Consider the following 17179-nt stretch of genomic DNA (forward strand, 5'->3'; position numbering starts at 1 on the left):
TCATATCTAATTGCAATCCGGGACTATACTACTTGCAGTATAGCCTTGCTCCTGCAAAAAACGCAGCGTTCTTGGCAAGACTTCCTGTAAACGGGGCCATGCTTTTAGTGAATCATGAAACACAATGATTGACCCCGGTCTGATGTTATTTTTCATATTCAGAAAGACATCTTCAGGTGTTAAATTGTTGTCATAATCCATGGTTAGAACGTCCCACATTATAATTTTTTTAAATCGCTTTTTCAGTGTCTGGATATGCCATGGAAAAAGGATTCCGTGCGGCGGTCTGAATAAAGCAGCGTCCATCAGGTTACGACTCCTTTCTATATCTGCCAGATACTCCTTAAAATGGCCCCACTTAACGGGGCGGTGCGAATAAGTATGTATCCCGGTTGCCATATTATGGCTACGCAAAAGTTGATACTCCTCAGGGTGTTTGCGCACATTATCGCCCACGCAAAAAAAAGTGGCTTTCAGGTTATACTGTTCCAGTAACTCCACAACCCAGGGTGTGACTTCCGGGATTGGCCCGTCGTCGAAGGTGATAAAAACCTGCCGGGTGGTGACTGGCAGACGCCATGTGGCGCCTGGGTACCATATTCTTAACCACCATGGTGGTTGAACCTGCCATTTTTTTATTTTAGTTTTTTTCAAAGAACCCCAATCGTTGAAATGCACCTTCGTAGGTGTTGTTAACTTCGTTTATTAAATCTTTGCGATCGAAGGTTTGCAGCGACCGTTGAATTTCTGAATAAATAGCCATAGTGCGTTGAATTTCTGACATGCTACCTGCTTTAAGTGAAGGTTTAAGCGAGGTGTAGAAATCCAGTTCCTGAAAGTTTAGCTCAGCCAGTCCACGCATTACCTCGTCCCCTTTTTCAATCGCACCGGCGTTGTAATACCCTTCGGCAATAAACAGCGAAAAGTAATTGTGTGGAATACGTGAAGGGGGCAGTACTTCCATTGTTTTATCGAGAACTTCTATGGCTTTTTCTTTTTGGCCTTCCTGAATGAGCGCAGCAGCCAGACGTGACAAGTTGTTACGGATATTGATACCCATACGCTGGTGATTTTCATCCAGATATACGCGTTCGTCATTCCAACCATCAAAAATAAATGTATGCATCACGTTGTTGTACATTTTCTCGGTGTCAACGCGCCCGTATTGCCCATCTTTATTTTCTGATTTGATGGGTGTTATCTGGTAGGCAAAGCCTTCCAGCTGGAAGTAGTTATCGAGGCCGGCGTAATTTTCGCTACCGACTGTAACAGCGTAGTAAATCGGTCTATTCCAGTTATCATGCGCCAATAGATCGAGTACCATCAGCTCATTTTTCAGGATTCGATCTTTTTTGATATTGATCTGCATTGCAGTATCAACCATGTGTGCATATTTTTCACTTACCATGCCATTGTTAATTACTTTGGCACTGTCAACGTTCAGGTAGAACGATTTGGAAGGAAGATGGTCAATAACACCACGGTAATTTGGTATTTGTTTGGTTCTTGGATCATCGCTGGCCAGAAATTTTATGGCCTCTTTCAGATCCACTGAGCCGTCTATTCGGTCGACCAGATAGACAATGTCGCGTTTGCCGGTTTTGTACTGTTCATGCGTCATTGAGAAGGGCAGCGGATCTGACAGATATGATTTACGGCGCATTTGATCAATGTACCAGTCTGTTTGCAGATAACTAAGATTACATACCCTTACATCGGTTCTTATGCCCTCAACTTCCTGAGCATACCACAGTGGGAATGTGTCGTTATCGCCATTGGTAAATATTACACCATCTTTGGCTACGGTATTCAGATAGTTGTATGCCAGGTCGCGGGCTATTGTCCTATGCGACCGGTCGTGATCGTCCCAGTTCTCTGATGCCATAATACCGGGGACTAGAAGCAAGGCGCCAATGCTTGCTATTAATGCCGCCGGTTTGCCTGGTAAAAATGTTTTTAATGCATCGACCACTGCCAGCACGCCCAATCCAATCCATATGGCAAACGCATAGAATGAACCGGCATAGGCATAGTCACGTTCACGTGGCTGGTAAGGCGTTTGATTCAGGTAGATAACAATGGCCAGACCAGTAAAGAAGAATAAGAGCATTACTACCCAGAAGTCGCGTTTGCCGGTTGTTCCGGCACCCAATTGAAACAACAGACCGATGAGCCCCAGAATCAGGGGCAACATATAGTATTTATTGTTGGCGGCGTTATCTTTCAGGTAATCGGGCAGTTTGTCCTGATCGCCATACATCATGTTATCTATAAAGGGAATGCCTGTAATCCAGTTGCCATGTTCAATTTCGCCGTTACTTTGAATATCGTTTTGACGACCGGAAAAATTCCACATGAAATAGCGCAGATACATAAAACGTACCTGATAGTTAAGGAAGAAGGTAATATTTTCGATGAATGTGGGAACTTTAATGGTTTGCATTTTCCCGGCATCATTTGTAATTGTTACCGATCGTCCTTTGACGTTAGCCCATTGTTTATATGCTTCAATGTGGCGTGGTTCGCGGCTGTACATACGAGGAAAGAGGGTTGTGGTTCTTTCATCAAATTTGTAGGATGGCCGGTAGTCCTGAATTTCATATTTCTCTTTGCCTTTAACATAAATGGGTGCGCCTTTATCATCGTCCATGCCGTCCCAGTCGAGTGGCGAATTGTAATATTGCCCTGAAATTAAGGGCCGGTCGCCATATTGCTCACGATTAAGATACCCTTGAAGGGAAAATACATCTTCGGGTGAGTTTTGATCCATGGTTGGATTGGCCGACGAGCGGATAACTATAAGTGAAAATGAGGAATAGCCTAGCAGAATGACTGCAATAGCCGTTAATATCGTATTTAATACCGGTTTTTGTTTTTTGTATGTATAAAAAATACCGTAGGCCAAACCGCCTATTAAAAGGATTCCGTACACTGCGGATCCGGTGTTAAATTTCAGACCCAAATTATTAACAAAGAAGAGTTCAAACCAACTGGCAATTTTTATTACCCCGGGAATGATAATATAGAGTATGGATAAAAGGATCAAGGCAGCCAGAGCCAGTGCTTTGATGGTATTATTACGGTTTACTTCATATTTTTTGAAGTAAACCACCATGACGATGGCAGGTATTGCCAGCAAGTTTAACAGGTGAACCCCGATGGATAAACCCATTAGGTAGGCTATCAGAATAAGCCACCGGTTGGAATAGGGTTCGTGTGCCACGTTTTCCCATTTCAGGATGGCCCAAAAAACCATTGCGGTGAAGAGTGACGACATGGCATACACTTCGCCTTCGACGGCCGAAAACCAAAATGTGTCTGAAAAGGTATACGCCAAAGCGCCGGTGAGACCGGCACCAAGAACGGCCCAAACCCGCCAGGATTCCGGTTTATCCTGATTTTTGATGAAAATTTTATGCCCCAGATGGGTAATGGTCCAGAATAAAAATGCGATGGTTAATGCACTGGCAATTCCCGACATGAAGTTGATGGAAAAAGCAACCCTTGAGACGTCACCGGCAAAAAGCGTAAAGAAGCGTGCTACCAGCATAAAGAAAGGTGCTCCCGGAGGATGACCGACCAATAGTTTGTAGGAAGCCGAAATAAATTCACCGCAGTCCCAGAAACTGGCGGTTGGCTCAAGTGTTAGAGTGTAGACAACGGCTGAAATAATAAAAACCAGCCAGCCCAAAATGATGTTTAACCGTTTATAATTCTGCATACAGCAATGTTTTCAAAACAATAGGTAATGGGTAAAAATTTCACAATGTGGTCAAAAATACAATAATCTTACCTATTTGCCTCATTATTTATTTATGAATGATATTTTAAAGTGTTGAAAATATGGTTTTGGACAAGCAAAAAATTTGCCACGACGAGGCGCATCAATGGAAATATAACCTGTATTAGTTTGATATGGTATAATATTTTTGCGTTAGATGCTTTTGTGAATGCGTGGTAATCGAAAAGTAATATATTGGCTAAGAGGATTTTCAAGTGTTTAGATTTTGTTTGTTAAGGTCTCATGTAACCCGTCGGAATTAATCAGACTCCTGTGTGTGAAATAATTTCCATGGCTCGTTTCATTTTTTGAAGAATAGCGAAGGCCGGCAGTAGCCACAATATATTTATTTTTTTGAAGTTTTTATTTGATAGAAATAAGAAACCTTATATCTTTGCATCGCTTTTTAAAAATGAAAGCATAAAGATTGTCCTGTGGTGTAATGGTAGCACAGATGGTTTTGGTCCATCTAGACAGGGTTCGAATCCTTGCAGGACAACCATTAAAAAAACCGCAAATTTTTGTTTATCAAAAATTTGCGGTTTTTTGTTGACATTATTTTCCGGATTCAACTATCTTCATGAATTGGTTATTGGCATAAGTTTTGAGCAAGCTAAGCTTATGTTTATTTTGGATAAAAGCATTTATTTACGAATAAATTAAATAACGAAAGTATGAAAAAGTTGGTTTGGATGGCCTTTGTAGGTCTTTTGCTATTTCCTTTGGCGGCCAGTTCGCAGCAAGCCGTTGGTCTTCGCTTTGGCGGTGGAACCATTTCAGGTGCCGAAATTTCTTATCAAACACCCTTTCAGGGCAATCGTTTGGAAGCTGATCTTGGTTGGGGTGGAAACTCCGACTGGCATTACTGGAATTTAACCGGCCTGTACCAATGGGTTATGCCCATTGAAAATGGGTTTAACTGGTATCTGGGTCTGGGCCCATCTATTGGTAGTTGGTCCTATAGGGGTGACGACGATGACATTGATGGAGGTCTTGGTTTGGGCTTGGCTTTAAATATTGGTGCGGAGTATAATTTTTCCGAAGTGCCGCTCCAGATAGCGTTGGATACCCGCCCCACGCTTAATATTACCGACCGTGGTGATAATGGTTGGTTTGGATTGGCACTGGCTTTTCGTTACAGATTTTAAACGAGCCTTTGATATAAAAAAAGAGCGACTTCATATTGATAGTCGCTCTTTTTATTTTATGCCGGGCAGATGCAGTGAAGCCCTGTCTGACTTTATTTTTGTTCAATTAAATCGTCCAATAGCGTGTAAAATTTTTCGGAGTCCCATCTGGCAGCTCCGGTTTTAAAAAGTACCAGTCGACCTTGTTTGCTGATTAGGATAGTGGTGGGCAAGGTGGAGGTTGCGAACTGCTCGGGTACCGATCCGGCGATGTTATATAAGGGCAGCGTATAGTTGTGTTTGTTCATAAACGTTTTTACAACATCACGGGCTTCGTTGTTTATAAAGACAAAATTAACATCGTCCTGATATCGGTCGTACAATTTTTGAATGGATGGCATTTCGGCAATGCAGGGGGGGCACCATGTTGCCCAGTAATTAATAAACAGCGGTTTTCCCTTGAGTTGTGCCAGATTTATCACCTGTCCGTTGGCATCCGAAAGACGAAATTCCCAGTCTTCATCCGTCAGAAAAGTTGTGGCAGATGATGCACGAGGTGCGAGCAATGTTTGTCGTACAATAAATGATGAAACGGTTTTGCGGGAGGCTGGAAAAATCATGCTGATGACCAGCAACAGGAAAAGAAAATCGAACGTTATGCTCCACCATCGTTTGTTGGCGCTGTATTTATCCCATCTTCTTTTTAAATAATTTGTCTTCATAAGTTACTGTTTAGTGTGTTGCGTTAAAGGATCCATTTGGGCCATGCAAATGTTTTGTACGTTTTGCCGCCCGATGTTTGAATCATGGCACCCACGCGGTTAAATCCTTTCAGATCCGGTATTTTTTCCCAAAACTGATCTATGTCTATTACAATTTCCTGACGGGTACCGGGCGTTAGGGTGAGCGGGAAAACAGAACTCTTAATATTGAATCGTCGCGAGGCAGTCCATCGTTTGAATAACAATTGAGGTGAAATAAAAGTTTGGCTATCGTTGGTATTGTTGGCCACCGATAAGCGGACGAGCAGACGATGTGTACTTCTGTCCCTGAAAAATACCGTATTGAAAGAGACCCATTTGGGCATGAGGCGGGTTAACCAGCCTTTGGTGAAGCCATAATAAAAAAGCGTCGCTATTATCGCAAGTGTCATGACTGTTTGCCAAAATGAGCCGTCGTTTTTGCTTTGTGGCTGTTTAAGGCTTCGTTCGTACATCAGCTCTTCGTATGATTTAAGCTGAGTTTCACTGCCGTTGTCCAACTGTGTTATTTGCGATTGGGGTATGGGGCGGGTTTCAGTCTTAGGAGCCCACATTCTGCCACAGAAATTGAGTAATACCATCAAACCCAGTGCCGAGATGATGATGGTTCTGTTGCGCATCCAGAATTCTGAAAATCTCATATTCATTGGTTTATTGAGGGAAAGGCATCAAGCCTTTGTAATTGATGTAATATTCGCCGTCTATTTCGGGTTGTCCCATTTCTTCGTCGGTTTCGCCGTTGGCGTTGGCCACACCAACACTGGCAAATTGACAAATGGCTTTATGACGAAGGGCATGATCAGAAACTTTTGCTGCCACGTCGGGCATTAGAATACCCATGCCAGGGAATCGGGCCGTGCGTACAACAATAAAATAGAGTTTGTCGTTTTTACGTGCAACCAATTGGGGGTTTATATCCAGCTCTTTACGTACGTTTAGAACGTCGTAGTTGTTGTCAACCAGGTTTTTGTAGACTACTTTTATACCAAACAAGTGCAGATCTTCGTGATTCATTTTTTTTCCCATAAATAATAATGTTCAGTGTTTAGTAATTAACAGATGTTAGCGTGTTTTGTTACAAACCTAAATTTGTCTGGTTTCTCGACCTTCCGGTGATTAAGCCTGTTTTTACTTAGTGTCAGCATGAAAATCCCGTTTTTTGCAACACTGTCGCTTTCAGGATGGTTATTTACACCAGTCAACCCACCTTTTTTAAGCTTCGCGAGCCTCAAAAATATAGTTTTTATATTTGCCGCGAATTCTTTTAGGCGCATATGGCAGATTCTGTTTTCAGTGTTGATTTGCCCAATTTTCTTGCGGGTTAAAAAATTTTGCTCATGCAATCAGGATGCAAATATAAAACGCGAAAAGTTAATCAATATCCATCAATGGGTTATTTAATTTGTTTTTTTTAACGGATAAATAAGACTATAAAATCTTAAACAATTTTACCTTTGCAACATGTTAATGATTGTATTGATATTAGTTGGGGGACTGGTTATAACTTACTTAGGTAGCCTTTTGTTCGTTAAGAAAGATCAAAATGGAAAACCAGTGCCAGTAGAGCCGGAAAAAATACCCGATATTAATTGTTGTGGTGCGCATGAGGTGTGTGAGAAAGACACCTTGCTTTCGGCGTCGGACGAAGTAGTTTATTACGATGATGAGGAGCTGGATCAGTTCAAATTTGTCTCGCCTCAGGATTATACTTCTGAGCAGACGGAGCAGTTTCGTGAAATACTGTTTAGCATGCGCGATGAGGATGTGGCCGGGTGGCTTCGCAGTCTTCAGCTTCGGAATGTTGAATTACCCTATGCCGTGCGTGAAGAGGCTCTTATGATTGTGGCTGATGTACGTGATATTATACGTGGTGCCAGGGTTGTTTAGTCTGTTTTTTAGTAGATAAGAAAAAAATAACCCCGACCGGTTGGCGGGGTTTGTATATTTTAAAGCCAGACATCAATCCGTATGCCTACGGATGCACCAGGGTTCCAATTTTTTGACCGGTGAGAACCTTTTTTAGATTGCCTTTGACGTCCATATTAAAAACCAGGACGGGCAATTTATTTTCCATACACATGGCTGTCGCCGTCAGGTCCATAATTTTCAGTCCTTTATTGTATACTTCATCAAAGGAAATAGAGTCGTATTTGGTGGCCGTGGGATCTTTTTCGGGGTCGGCAGTGTAAACACCGTCAACGCGGGTTCCTTTGAGCATCACGTCAGCCTCTATTTCAATGCCACGTAGCGATGAACCCGTGTCGGTGGTGAAATATGGATTACCTGTGCCGGCCGACATGATGATCACTTCGTTGTTGCTGAGTGCTTCCATGGCTTTGGGTTTTGAGTAAAATTCACCCACGGGCTCCATGCGGATGGCCGTGAGAACCCTTGTTTTAACCGATAAATGTTCGAGGGCGGAAGCCAGTGCCAGACTGTTGATAACGGTTGCCATCATACCCATTTGGTCGCCTTTGTAGCGATCAAACCCTTTGGCAGCACCGCTCAAACCTCTGAATATATTGCCACCGCCAATGACGATACCAATTTGTATGCCCATGCCGGCAATTTCGGCAATTTGTTCGGCGTAATCGTTGAGTCGTTGCGAGTCAATTCCGTAACCTTGATCTCCCATGAGTGATTCGCCGCTTAGTTTGAGAAGAATACGTTTAAATTGCATGTTGTCTTTTTCAGCTAGATTTGTTATTTAAGGTGCTACAGTGCTATTATCAGTGAATAATTTTTCTTTCCTTTTTGCACCAGGATGTATTTGTCGTTGAGTAATGCGGAGGTGTCCACCAAAGCATCGGTTGCTGTCATTTTTTCTTTATTCAGACTAACACCGCCGCCTGTCAGGGTACGTCGGGCTTCGCCTTTAGAAGGAAATATGGCCGTTGCGTCGCTGAGCAAATCAATGACGTTTATTCCACTGCTGAGTGTTGCTTTTGTGATTTCATAAACCGGAACACCTTCAAACACCGATAACAATGTTTTTTCATCCATTTTACGAAGCGTTTCGGTGGCACCTTTCCCGAATAAAATTTGGGATGCTTCTACGGCAAAATCGTAGGCTTCGCGGCCATGCACCATCACGGTTACTTCTTCGGCAAGGCGCTTTTGAAGCAGACGAAGGTGAGGCGCTTGTTGATGTTCGGCCACCAGCGTTTCTACTTCTTCTTTTTCTGTCAGGGTAAATATTTTAATGTACTTTTCGGCATCCTGATCGGAGGTATTTAGCCAGAATTGATAAAACTGATACGGACTGGTTCGTTCGGGGTCGAGCCAAACGTTTCCGTTTTCTGTTTTGCCGAATTTGCCACCGTCGGCTTTGGTGATCAGCGGACAGGTGAGGGCAAAAGCTTCGCCACCCGCCATGCGTCGGATCATTTCGGTGCCGGTGGTGATATTGCCCCACTGGTCGGAACCCCCCATTTGTAAGCGGCAGTTTTTTTCTTTGTACAGATGGTAGAAATCGTATCCTTGCACCAGTTGATAGGTGAATTCGGTGAATGATAAGCCCTCGCGTGACTCACCACTGAGGCGTTTTTTCACAGAATCCTTGGCCATCATATAGTTTACGGTGATGTGTTTACCCACATCGCGGATGAAATCCAAAAAGGAGAAGTCCTTCATCCAGTCGTAGTTATTCACCATTTCGGCACGGTTGGCGTCTTTGGTATCGAAGTCGAGGAAACGGCTGAGTTGTTGTTTTATGCATTCCTGATTGTGACGCAGGGTGTTTTCGTCCAGCAGGTTACGTTCAGCATTTTTCATCGACGGGTCGCCAATCATTCCTGTTGCACCGCCTACCAGTACAATGGGACGATGGCCGGCTTCCTGAAAGTGTTTCAGCATCATAACGCCCACCAGATGACCAATATGTAAGGAGTCGGCCGTTGGGTCGATACCCACATAGGCCGAAGCCATTCCTTCTTTCAGCATTTCTTCAGTGCCGGGCATGATATCATAAATCATACCTCGCCAGGTCAGTTCCTCAACAAAATTCATGGGATTACTGTTTATAATTTTTTATTAATCAGTTATTACAAGTCAAAAAAGCGCCTCAAAGATATTAAAAAACAGACGGTCATGAAAATAGAATGATAGATTTGCAAAATCGTTGTTTGTATGAAAACAGGACGGCAAGCTAATAGGCTTGTCAGGAGTGCTGACTCTTTGCCGGTTACTGTTTTTTTGCTGATTGCTTGTTGTTCGTTATGACATCATTTTGGCCCTTGTGGTTGGGCAGGAAAAAGGAAGTAAGTTGTACTTGCAATAAAATCGGGTCTCTTATAGCGAAAGTTTTATTTCGAGGGACAGCTTAATGCCGATGACTTCATAGATAAACACAAAATAGTGTCAGTCCAAACAGTCGGGAGTTTGAGCTATAAATTTCAAATTCAAGGCTTTCGCAGCACGAAAAATGTGAGCTTACTCCCGTAAGTGACCATTTTGAGAGCAAGCATAACGCAGAAGTTGGACTTTATAGACAAACACTAAATAGTTGTGGAATTTTGGTCCGGTAGTGCTTGATAATTGGGTAAAAGGTGATCTACTTTAACGTTGATAAAGTCGAGCGTTGCAGGGGCCAGTTTTTCCAATGGGGTATAAAGGTATGAGCTGTTTTTTAATTCAGGAGAGAACCATCGTTGCGACAGGCCGAAAGCGTCGAGGAGTAACAAAACAATGCTGATGAGCAGAGCTGCTTTTAGAGCCCCAAAGGCGGCTCCGGCCAATCGGTTAAGCCAGCCCAAAGCAATGGCTTTTACCAGTCTGTCGATGGCACGGGCAATGAGGTGTACCACTATTACCACGCCAATAAAGACGACGACAAACGCCAGAACAGGCATAAAGCGTGTGGTGATGTAATCGTTGAGCCATTGCCCCACCATATCAGAAAACAGAACAGCGGCCAGAAGGCCGGCAGCTAAGGCAGCCAGTGATGCCAGCTCGATGATGAAGCCGTTTTTCAATCCTTTTAACAGGAATAGCAATATTATGATGCCGGTGACAATGTCGAAGGTGCCCATTTGAATCGGTTGATTTGGTCAAAAGTAGCAAAAACTAAGCGATCCACAAAGGGGGCGATTGCCACATGAGCAAAGAACAATTATAATGGGGTCGGGGTTTGCGCATCGTTTGGTTAAACAATTAGTTGTTTGGTTTTGAGGTTTCGGGATCAGGTATGAATGGTTATTATTGGTCTGGCAATAGTATTGAGTTAATATTTTTATATTTTTGTAAAGCATTATTCAATCCTGTAAGATAATATATTATGGAAGAAGAAGTTCAGATAGTACTGGAAGACGCCCGTGATAAAATGAACAAAGCACTGGGTTACCTCGATTTAGAAATGGCCAAAGTGCGTGCCGGTCGTGCCAATCCTAAAATGTTGGATTCGATTATGGTTGATTACTATGGAACGCCCACTCCTCTTTCGCAGGTGGCAAATATTAATACGCCCGATCCTCGCACCATAGCTATTCAGCCATGGGAAAAAGCGATGATAGCCGTGATAGAGAAAGCAATTATGGCAGCCAACCTGGGAATGAATCCTGATAATAACGGCGAACTTGTTCGCATTAATGTGCCTCCGTTGACCGAAGAACGGCGTAAAGATCTGGTGAAACAGGTGAAGAAATTGGGCGAAGATGCTAAAGTGGCCATCCGTAATATACGTCGTGATGCAAATGATGAGTTTAAAAAGCTCAAAAAAGAGGGTCTTGCAGAGGATATGGAGAAAGATGCGCTTGATCGTATCCAGAAAATTACGGATAAGTTTATCGGTAAAGTTGACGAGATGCTGGAAAAGAAAGAAAAAGAAATTTTGACGGTATAAGAGTTTTTCTTTTGGTTTAGAAAAAGGGCTTCACAAACAGTGAAGCCCTTTTTTGTTGATATTTTTTCATGTGTTTGTGACAATTTGTGACAACGTATAAAAGGACTGTGACACCTCTGCATATTTGCCGCTGTAACTTTGCTTTATCATTTAAAACGAATGAGATCATTAAAGTTTTGAAGTCGTGCATTGAACCTTCGGTAAAACAGAAACCCGGGAATCAATTTTACAAGGATCTTTTTTTAACGGCTTTGGAAGTAAAAATGAGATTACATGAAACGACCATGATAAAGGATCCAGCCTGGCTGATTTTTGATTCTCACATCGTGGAATGATTATTTTATGAGCGTTTCAGGAAGCAATGAAACATTAAATTCTAAACACATGAAACGAGCCATGAGAATAGCTTCACACAGAGGGATGATTAATTCCGGCGAGTTCCATGTGGCAAACACAAACAAATTCTAAACACATGAAAACGATTATTTTTATTTTGATGATGACTGTGGCTGGTTTGTCAGTTAAGGCACAGAAAAATGAAGCTCTTTACGTGGTAACGTCTACCGACACCATATTTTTTAAGAAATTGATGGTTAAAGCGAACCAGGCTGTTGGCGAGTTGCCCAATGGCGGGAAAATCAAACTGGCCGTTGATTCGATTCAGCGCTATTCCATTAAGGGGCGGATCAGGCAGCGACTGCCTGTTAATGGTCGCGACGGCAAGACGGCTTTGATGGAGCTGGTTGATTTTAAGAATCACATTGGTGTGTATAAATACGAATGTTACAATGGCGTTCGTGATTGTATGGATGCGTATTTTTTCTACTACCGTAATAATCAGTGCCTCAATTACCATTGTAATCCAAGTCATAAGCAGGTTGTCGCTTTTCTTAATGGCGAGGCATCAGCCAATTTGTACAACGACCTGGCGGATTTGAAATAGTGAGTGACGAAATGAATCAGAGCGCTTTATTGTCAAAGAGCTTCCGTAAAAGCGAAATTGTTTTTAGCTTTAAGCTTTATACGTTGAGTTGAAAAATGATTTTATCATATCATCCATCCGGCATATAAGTTTTTGTTGCCGGATGAGTTGGTTAATGAAACCGGGCCAAATGGTGTTGCCATGAAAAATAGTTTGCATCGTATTCTGACTGCTCTGACGATTTTGTTGTTGTTTCCTGTTGCCATAGCTGTGGTTTATGAATATGTAAGGATCAGCGATAGTGAGGAGATGATCACCACTGTCTACAAAAATCAGTTGGAGTCGATTGTATCATCGGTTAATTCGTATGCACAGGATGTGGCAGGTACGTGGGCCTTACGTGTAGAGCAGTGGCTTAAATTACCCAACGACAGCACAGTGCTTCAGCGGTTAATCAATGAGAACTCATCGATACTGGCAATTTATACCACTGTTGGCGGTTCAACCAATGTGTTATACGAGTCGCAACAATCAGAATCGTCTGTCGCCTATGTCGACCAGATATTAGATACCGAAGCAGGCACCATTGATCAATTGCTGGCTTATAATAGTAGTAACTACCGGAAATTCCAATCTTACCCACTTAATAATGACCGCCAAATGCTTTGTTTTATTGGTAACGATGCCAATGAGCAACCGGTTATTTGTTGGGTGGAGATTGCGCTGCATCAGTTTCTTCAAAACCATCTGGCACCGCGCATTCAGGCCATTGCGACGGAGTCTTTTGTCATTGCGTTGCGGGATACTTCGCATAGCGCGCCGTTGATTGTTTCTGAAATGGAAGGTGAGCGGTCTTATACATATGATCAGGAAGGAGATATGTGGTTGTTTCCGTCTGTAAAAATTGGTATCAGTCTCAAGACGCAAACAATCAGTGATATTGCCGGTAAGCGGGTGAAGGAAGGACTTGTGCTCATGGTCATTGTATTGATTGTGCTGCTGGCCGGTAGTTGGTTTGTCTATTCGAGTGTGCGGCGTGAAATTTTATTGGCCCGGATAAAGTCTGAGTTTATCTCTAATGTTTCGCATGAAATAAGGACCCCTTTGGCACTTATCAGTATGTACATTGAAACACTGGAGATGGGGCGGGTTAAAAGCGCTGATAAAGTGGAGGAATATTATGGTGTCATCGGCAATGAAACCAGGCGGCTTACAGAAATGGTGAACCGGATACTGGGGTTTTCGAAGATGGAGAAAGGAAAGCATTCGTATCATTCGGTTGTGTGCGATTTTAATACGATTGTTGAGGCGGTGCTGACGACTTATCATCTCCGGCTGGTAGAGCAGGACTTCGACCTTCAATATACGCCAACAGCCGGTTTGCCGAAGGTTTTATGTGATAAAGAGGCCTTGGCCCAGGCTCTCATCAATTTGGTGGATAATGCCATGAAATACAGCAGAGATAGCAAGGTGATTGAAGTCTCTACGGGGCGTTACAAGCAATGGGTTTATCTGCAAGTGAAAGATCATGGTCAGGGCATTGCGCGAAAGCATCAGAAGTTGGTTTTTGATAAGTTTTACCGGGTTACGAATCGAAACCTGGCTCATGAAGTTAAAGGAACCGGACTTGGGTTGGCCATTGTTCGTGAAATTATGCAGGCTCATAAAGGACGCGTGACCCTTCAGAGCCGGCCCGGTGAGGGGTGTACCTTTAGGTTGTATTTTAAAGCGGTTAAAGATTCTTTTAAAGCATAACATCATGATATCTATTTTAATTGTTGAGGATGAATTACCAATGCTGAAAGGATTACAGGACAATCTGGAATTTGAAGGTTATCTGGTTGATACTGCCATGAACGGCCCCGACGGGTTGCAAAAGCTGCTTCACAATCCGTATCATCTGGCCTTGTTGGATGTGATGATGCCGGGCATGTCGGGATTTGATGTGTGTAAAGCAGCCAGGCAGCAAGGGGTTAAAACACCCGTTATTATGCTTACGGCCAAATCGGAGGAGATAGATAAGGTACTGGGGTTGGAGTTCGGAGCCGATGATTATATCACCAAACCCTTTGGATTACGTGAATTACTGGCACGCATACGGGCTATATTGCGTCGCAGTGGGGACGGTGCACCAAAAAACGATCATCAGCAACATCAGATTGGTCGGCTTTCGGTTAATTTTGCAGGTTATACTGCCTTTTCCGACGGTGACGAAGTGAAGCTTTCGCATAAAGAATTTGAGATTTTGAATTATCTGTTTCAGCATAAAAATGAGACGGTTAACCGCGATGATTTACTCGATGACGTTTGGGGAACTGATTATCAGCCGACGTCACGTACCATTGATAACTTTATTTTGCGTTTGCGTCAAAAGATTGAACAAGACTCCAATGACCCCAGAATTATTCTGACGGTTCATGGTATTGGTTATAAATTGATTTTGTGAAATGGAATGACAACGGGTGGCGCTGCATTGCGTTCTGCTTTGCACGTTTCAGGTGGTGGATCATCAGTTACAAAGTATGAAAAGAGCCCTGAAAATTGATTTACATCCAGCCGTATGATTCGGTTCAGCAAGTTTCGTGTGACCTTAATAAACAAATTATATGCACATAAATATAAACAGATGGTTAGTTGTTGTTTTGCCCGTATTGTGGTGTCTGGGTTGTCAGCCTGTACCTGTTCAGGAGTTGGAACCTATTGTTAACCTGCGTGGTTCCTGGAAATTTAATATCGGCGATGATACGCTTTGGGCTAAGTCTGATTTTAACGACGACGACTGGGATGAACTGTTCGTTCCCCGAAAGTGGGAAGATCAGGGTTATATTGGGTACGATGGTTATGCCTGGTACCGGCATTCCATATTAATCCCGGCAATGGAGGAGAAAAATCAATTGTATCTTCAGTTGGGACATATTGATGATGTGAATGAGGTCTTTTTTAACGGAAGGCGAATTGGACAGGCTGGTTGTTTTCCGCCTCATTTCGAAACGGCTTATAATGTTAATATATTGTATGTTATTCCTTCTGAATATATCAATTTTGGGAGTAAAAACACGCTCGCAGTAAGGGTTTACGACGACGGTCTTGATGGCGGTATTATGAGTGGAAATGTGTTGGTGGGTTACAATCCTGATGTAGAACTTTTGTCGCAAAACCTGGCCGGTAGCTGGAAAATTGCTTTCGATGATCATAAAAGCTATGTGGAAACGGATTTTAACGACGACGACTGGCGCGATATAATGGTTCCGGCAACCTGGGAAAGTCAGGGCTTTGGTAATTTTGACGGACGGGCCTGTTACCGTAAAACATTCAGATTGGCTGAGGGGTTGGCCCGTGAAGTTCTTTATTTATCACTTGGAAAAATTGACGACCGCGATGAGGTCTATTTAAATGGAAATTTAATAGGGACGACGGATGATATGTACGCAACGGCCCTGGGTAAACGGTTTAGAGGCGATTGGCAGATACGCCGACTCTATAAAATTCCGCCATCATTGTTGAACCAAACGGGTAATAATACCATCGCCGTAATTGTGAGTGACAGCGGTGGTGAAGGCGGTATTTTTGAAGGTCCCGTGGGACTTATGTCTCAGCAGCAGGCCCAAAGTTATTCGAGGAAATACGGACAATATTTTAAGTTCAGTGTTAATGATTTTCATTGAGGATGAGGTGGTTGTTAAAGAACGATTGTATGAAAGTTTTAATTAAGGTTTTGTTTATCATGTTGTTTGGATGCCTGGGTGTTGTAAAGGCAGCCGACACTTCCTACGAAATGGTGGCTGGTCTCAAGGGCTCCTGGAAGTTTATGATAGGTGATAACCTGCAATGGGCCTCACCCAATTATAATACCGATGACTGGGAAACAATACATGTGCCATCAAACTGGGAGAACCAGGGATTTCCCGGTTACGACGGGTACGCCTGGTACCGGCGTGAAGTTACGGTTGGCAATGTCTGGGAAAAGGCTTCTTTGATGTTGTTTTTGGGTTATATTGACGATGTGGATGAGGTCTATTTTAATGGGGTTAAAATTGGGCATAAAGGTTCTTTCCCGCCTGATTTTTGGACGGCTTACAATTCCGAACGTCGCTATTTAATTCCTTCGGAGTTGGTTCGTTACAATGAGCCCAATGTTATAGCCGTCAGGGTGTACGATTCGCAACTCGACGGGGGCATTCTTGGTGGCGATATCAGCATCCGGGCCCGTCATCGTGATTTGCCATTTGATTTTAACCTTGAAGGGTATTGGCGGTTCAGCAAGGGGGATGATCTGGCATGGGCCGATCCGCTTTTTGATGACAGCCAATGGCGCAAGGTGGTGGTGCCGGGATTTTGGGAAGACCAGATCGGCTGGTATGATGGCTTTGGCTGGTATCGCCGCCGGATTAATGTGCCATTGTCAATGGCCGGAAAGCGGTTTGTGCTGATGTTAGGTAAAATAGACGATATTGATGAGGTTTATATCAACGGGAAACGGGTGGCCGGAACCGGTAAGTTTGACGCGAATATCAATAATATTTATGTGGGTGACGAGTATTCGCGACAACGGTATTATTACCTCGAAGAGTCTGACATTGTGGCTGGTAAGGTTAATACCATTGCGGTAAGGGTGTACGATGAAGGGGGAGAAGGAGGTATTTATAGTGGTGAGGTTGGTTTGGTGGAATTAAAGCGTTTTGTCTCTTTTTGGCGTGCCAAAAAATAAACTATTATAAGTATTATTTGATCCGATTATTTTGAGGGGCA

At 43.1% G+C, this 17179-nt stretch carries 16 protein-coding genes and 1 tRNA gene; 9 read left to right on the forward strand and 8 right to left on the reverse strand.

Annotation, left to right across the window (positions count from 1 at the left end; genetic code table 11):
• Positions 1-6: 6 nt before the first annotated feature.
• Together ACT3CD_RS10195 and ACT3CD_RS10200 are read right to left on the reverse strand one after the other, a co-directional pair.
• Complete coding sequence (locus ACT3CD_RS10195) at positions 7-654, reverse strand: polysaccharide deacetylase family protein (RefSeq protein WP_444645393.1); 648 nt, start codon at positions 652-654, stop codon at positions 7-9.
• Complete coding sequence (locus tag ACT3CD_RS10200; protein WP_444645395.1) at positions 641-3721, reverse strand: glycosyltransferase family 117 protein; 3081 nt, start codon at positions 3719-3721, stop codon at positions 641-643. The genes ACT3CD_RS10195 and ACT3CD_RS10200 overlap by 14 nt, the downstream gene beginning before the upstream one ends.
• A 488-nt stretch (positions 3722-4209) precedes the next feature.
• On the opposite strand from ACT3CD_RS10200, the gene ACT3CD_RS10205 reads away from it, so the two are divergent.
• A tRNA-Gln gene (locus ACT3CD_RS10205) sits at positions 4210-4283 on the forward strand.
• Between the two features lie 172 nt (positions 4284-4455).
• Entirely contained in the window at positions 4456-4929 is a 474-nt protein-coding gene (locus ACT3CD_RS10210) for a hypothetical protein (RefSeq protein ID WP_444645396.1), read from the forward strand.
• A gap of 92 nt (positions 4930-5021) precedes the next feature.
• Here ACT3CD_RS10210 and ACT3CD_RS10215 read toward each other — a convergent pair whose 3' ends face one another.
• Genes ACT3CD_RS10215 through ACT3CD_RS10225 form a run of 3 tightly spaced genes read right to left on the reverse strand, consistent with a single transcriptional unit; the run spans position 5022 to position 6695 of the window.
• Positions 5022-5630 (reverse strand): TlpA family protein disulfide reductase, encoded by a 609-nt coding sequence (locus tag ACT3CD_RS10215; protein ID WP_444645398.1) that lies wholly within the window; start codon positions 5628-5630, stop codon positions 5022-5024.
• A 23-nt stretch (positions 5631-5653) separates the two neighbouring features.
• The gene (locus ACT3CD_RS10220; RefSeq protein WP_444645400.1) at positions 5654-6310 is read right to left on the reverse strand and encodes a hypothetical protein; all 657 of its coding nucleotides are present in this window, start codon (positions 6308-6310) and stop codon (positions 5654-5656) included.
• Between the two features lie 10 nt (positions 6311-6320).
• Positions 6321-6695, reverse strand: a complete 375-nt coding sequence (locus tag ACT3CD_RS10225; protein ID WP_444645402.1) for a hypothetical protein — start codon at positions 6693-6695, stop codon at positions 6321-6323.
• 435 nt (positions 6696-7130) lie between these two features.
• Here ACT3CD_RS10225 and ACT3CD_RS10230 point away from each other — a divergent pair, with 435 nt between their 5' ends.
• Complete coding sequence (locus tag ACT3CD_RS10230; protein ID WP_444645404.1) at positions 7131-7556, forward strand: hypothetical protein; 426 nt, start codon at positions 7131-7133, stop codon at positions 7554-7556.
• An 85-nt stretch (positions 7557-7641) separates the two neighbouring features.
• On the opposite strand, the gene pyrH is transcribed toward ACT3CD_RS10230, so the two are convergent.
• The 3 genes from pyrH to ACT3CD_RS10245 all read right to left on the reverse strand — a co-directional run bounded on the left by pyrH (position 7642) and on the right by ACT3CD_RS10245 (position 10699).
• Positions 7642-8349 carry a UMP kinase gene (gene pyrH / locus ACT3CD_RS10235; RefSeq protein WP_444645406.1) on the reverse strand — a complete coding sequence of 236 codons (708 nt, stop codon included), beginning with the start codon at positions 8347-8349 and terminating at the stop codon, positions 7642-7644.
• 35 nt (positions 8350-8384) lie between these two features.
• On the reverse strand, positions 8385-9677 hold the full coding sequence (tyrS, locus tag ACT3CD_RS10240) for a tyrosine--tRNA ligase (protein ID WP_444645408.1): 1293 nt from the start codon (positions 9675-9677) through the stop codon (positions 8385-8387).
• Between the two features lie 488 nt (positions 9678-10165).
• Positions 10166-10699 (reverse strand): CvpA family protein, encoded by a 534-nt coding sequence (locus ACT3CD_RS10245; protein WP_444645410.1) that lies wholly within the window; start codon positions 10697-10699, stop codon positions 10166-10168.
• A gap of 245 nt (positions 10700-10944) precedes the next feature.
• Between ACT3CD_RS10245 and frr the strand changes: the two genes are divergently transcribed.
• From frr to ACT3CD_RS10275, 6 genes are all read left to right on the forward strand, one after another.
• A complete protein-coding gene (gene frr, locus ACT3CD_RS10250) occupies positions 10945-11508 on the forward strand; it encodes a ribosome recycling factor (protein WP_444645412.1) in 564 nt (187 codons plus the stop codon).
• Positions 11509-11980: 472 nt separating this feature from the next.
• Entirely contained in the window at positions 11981-12451 is a 471-nt protein-coding gene (locus ACT3CD_RS10255; protein ID WP_444645414.1) for a hypothetical protein, read from the forward strand.
• Between the two features lie 180 nt (positions 12452-12631).
• Entirely contained in the window at positions 12632-14185 is a 1554-nt protein-coding gene (locus ACT3CD_RS10260) for a sensor histidine kinase (protein ID WP_444645416.1), read from the forward strand.
• A 4-nt stretch (positions 14186-14189) separates the two neighbouring features.
• A complete protein-coding gene (locus ACT3CD_RS10265; RefSeq protein ID WP_444645418.1) occupies positions 14190-14876 on the forward strand; it encodes a response regulator transcription factor in 687 nt (228 codons plus the stop codon).
• Positions 14877-15036: 160 nt separating this feature from the next.
• Positions 15037-16095, forward strand: coding sequence for a beta galactosidase jelly roll domain-containing protein (locus ACT3CD_RS10270; protein WP_444645420.1), 1059 nt, complete (start codon positions 15037-15039; stop codon positions 16093-16095).
• Positions 16096-16124: 29 nt separating this feature from the next.
• Positions 16125-17138, forward strand: coding sequence for a beta galactosidase jelly roll domain-containing protein (locus ACT3CD_RS10275; RefSeq protein ID WP_444645421.1), 1014 nt, complete (start codon positions 16125-16127; stop codon positions 17136-17138).
• Positions 17139-17179: the final 41 nt, after the last annotated feature.

This window comes from Geofilum sp. OHC36d9 (assembly GCF_052400685.1).
Lineage (GTDB): Bacteria > Bacteroidota > Bacteroidia > Bacteroidales > Marinilabiliaceae > CAZHHH01.

Coding starts and splice junctions, on each gene's coding strand:
- ACT3CD_RS10215 (WP_444645398.1), bottom strand. CDS start 5,630: ATGAAGACAAATTATTTAAAAAGAAGATGGGATAAATACAGCGCCAAC.
- frr (WP_444645412.1), top strand. CDS start 10,945: ATGGAAGAAGAAGTTCAGATAGTACTGGAAGACGCCCGTGATAAAATG.
- ACT3CD_RS10245 (WP_444645410.1), bottom strand. CDS start 10,699: ATGGGCACCTTCGACATTGTCACCGGCATCATAATATTGCTATTCCTG.
- ACT3CD_RS10255 (WP_444645414.1), top strand. CDS start 11,981: ATGAAAACGATTATTTTTATTTTGATGATGACTGTGGCTGGTTTGTCA.
- ACT3CD_RS10270 (WP_444645420.1), top strand. CDS start 15,037: ATGCACATAAATATAAACAGATGGTTAGTTGTTGTTTTGCCCGTATTG.
- ACT3CD_RS10220 (WP_444645400.1), bottom strand. CDS start 6,310: ATGAGATTTTCAGAATTCTGGATGCGCAACAGAACCATCATCATCTCG.
- ACT3CD_RS10200 (WP_444645395.1), bottom strand. CDS start 3,721: ATGCAGAATTATAAACGGTTAAACATCATTTTGGGCTGGCTGGTTTTT.
- ACT3CD_RS10275 (WP_444645421.1), top strand. CDS start 16,125: ATGAAAGTTTTAATTAAGGTTTTGTTTATCATGTTGTTTGGATGCCTG.
- ACT3CD_RS10210 (WP_444645396.1), top strand. CDS start 4,456: ATGAAAAAGTTGGTTTGGATGGCCTTTGTAGGTCTTTTGCTATTTCCT.
- pyrH (WP_444645406.1), bottom strand. CDS start 8,349: ATGCAATTTAAACGTATTCTTCTCAAACTAAGCGGCGAATCACTCATG.
- ACT3CD_RS10265 (WP_444645418.1), top strand. CDS start 14,190: ATGATATCTATTTTAATTGTTGAGGATGAATTACCAATGCTGAAAGGA.
- tyrS (WP_444645408.1), bottom strand. CDS start 9,677: ATGAATTTTGTTGAGGAACTGACCTGGCGAGGTATGATTTATGATATC.
- ACT3CD_RS10230 (WP_444645404.1), top strand. CDS start 7,131: ATGTTAATGATTGTATTGATATTAGTTGGGGGACTGGTTATAACTTAC.
- ACT3CD_RS10260 (WP_444645416.1), top strand. CDS start 12,632: ATGAAAAATAGTTTGCATCGTATTCTGACTGCTCTGACGATTTTGTTG.
- ACT3CD_RS10225 (WP_444645402.1), bottom strand. CDS start 6,695: ATGGGAAAAAAAATGAATCACGAAGATCTGCACTTGTTTGGTATAAAA.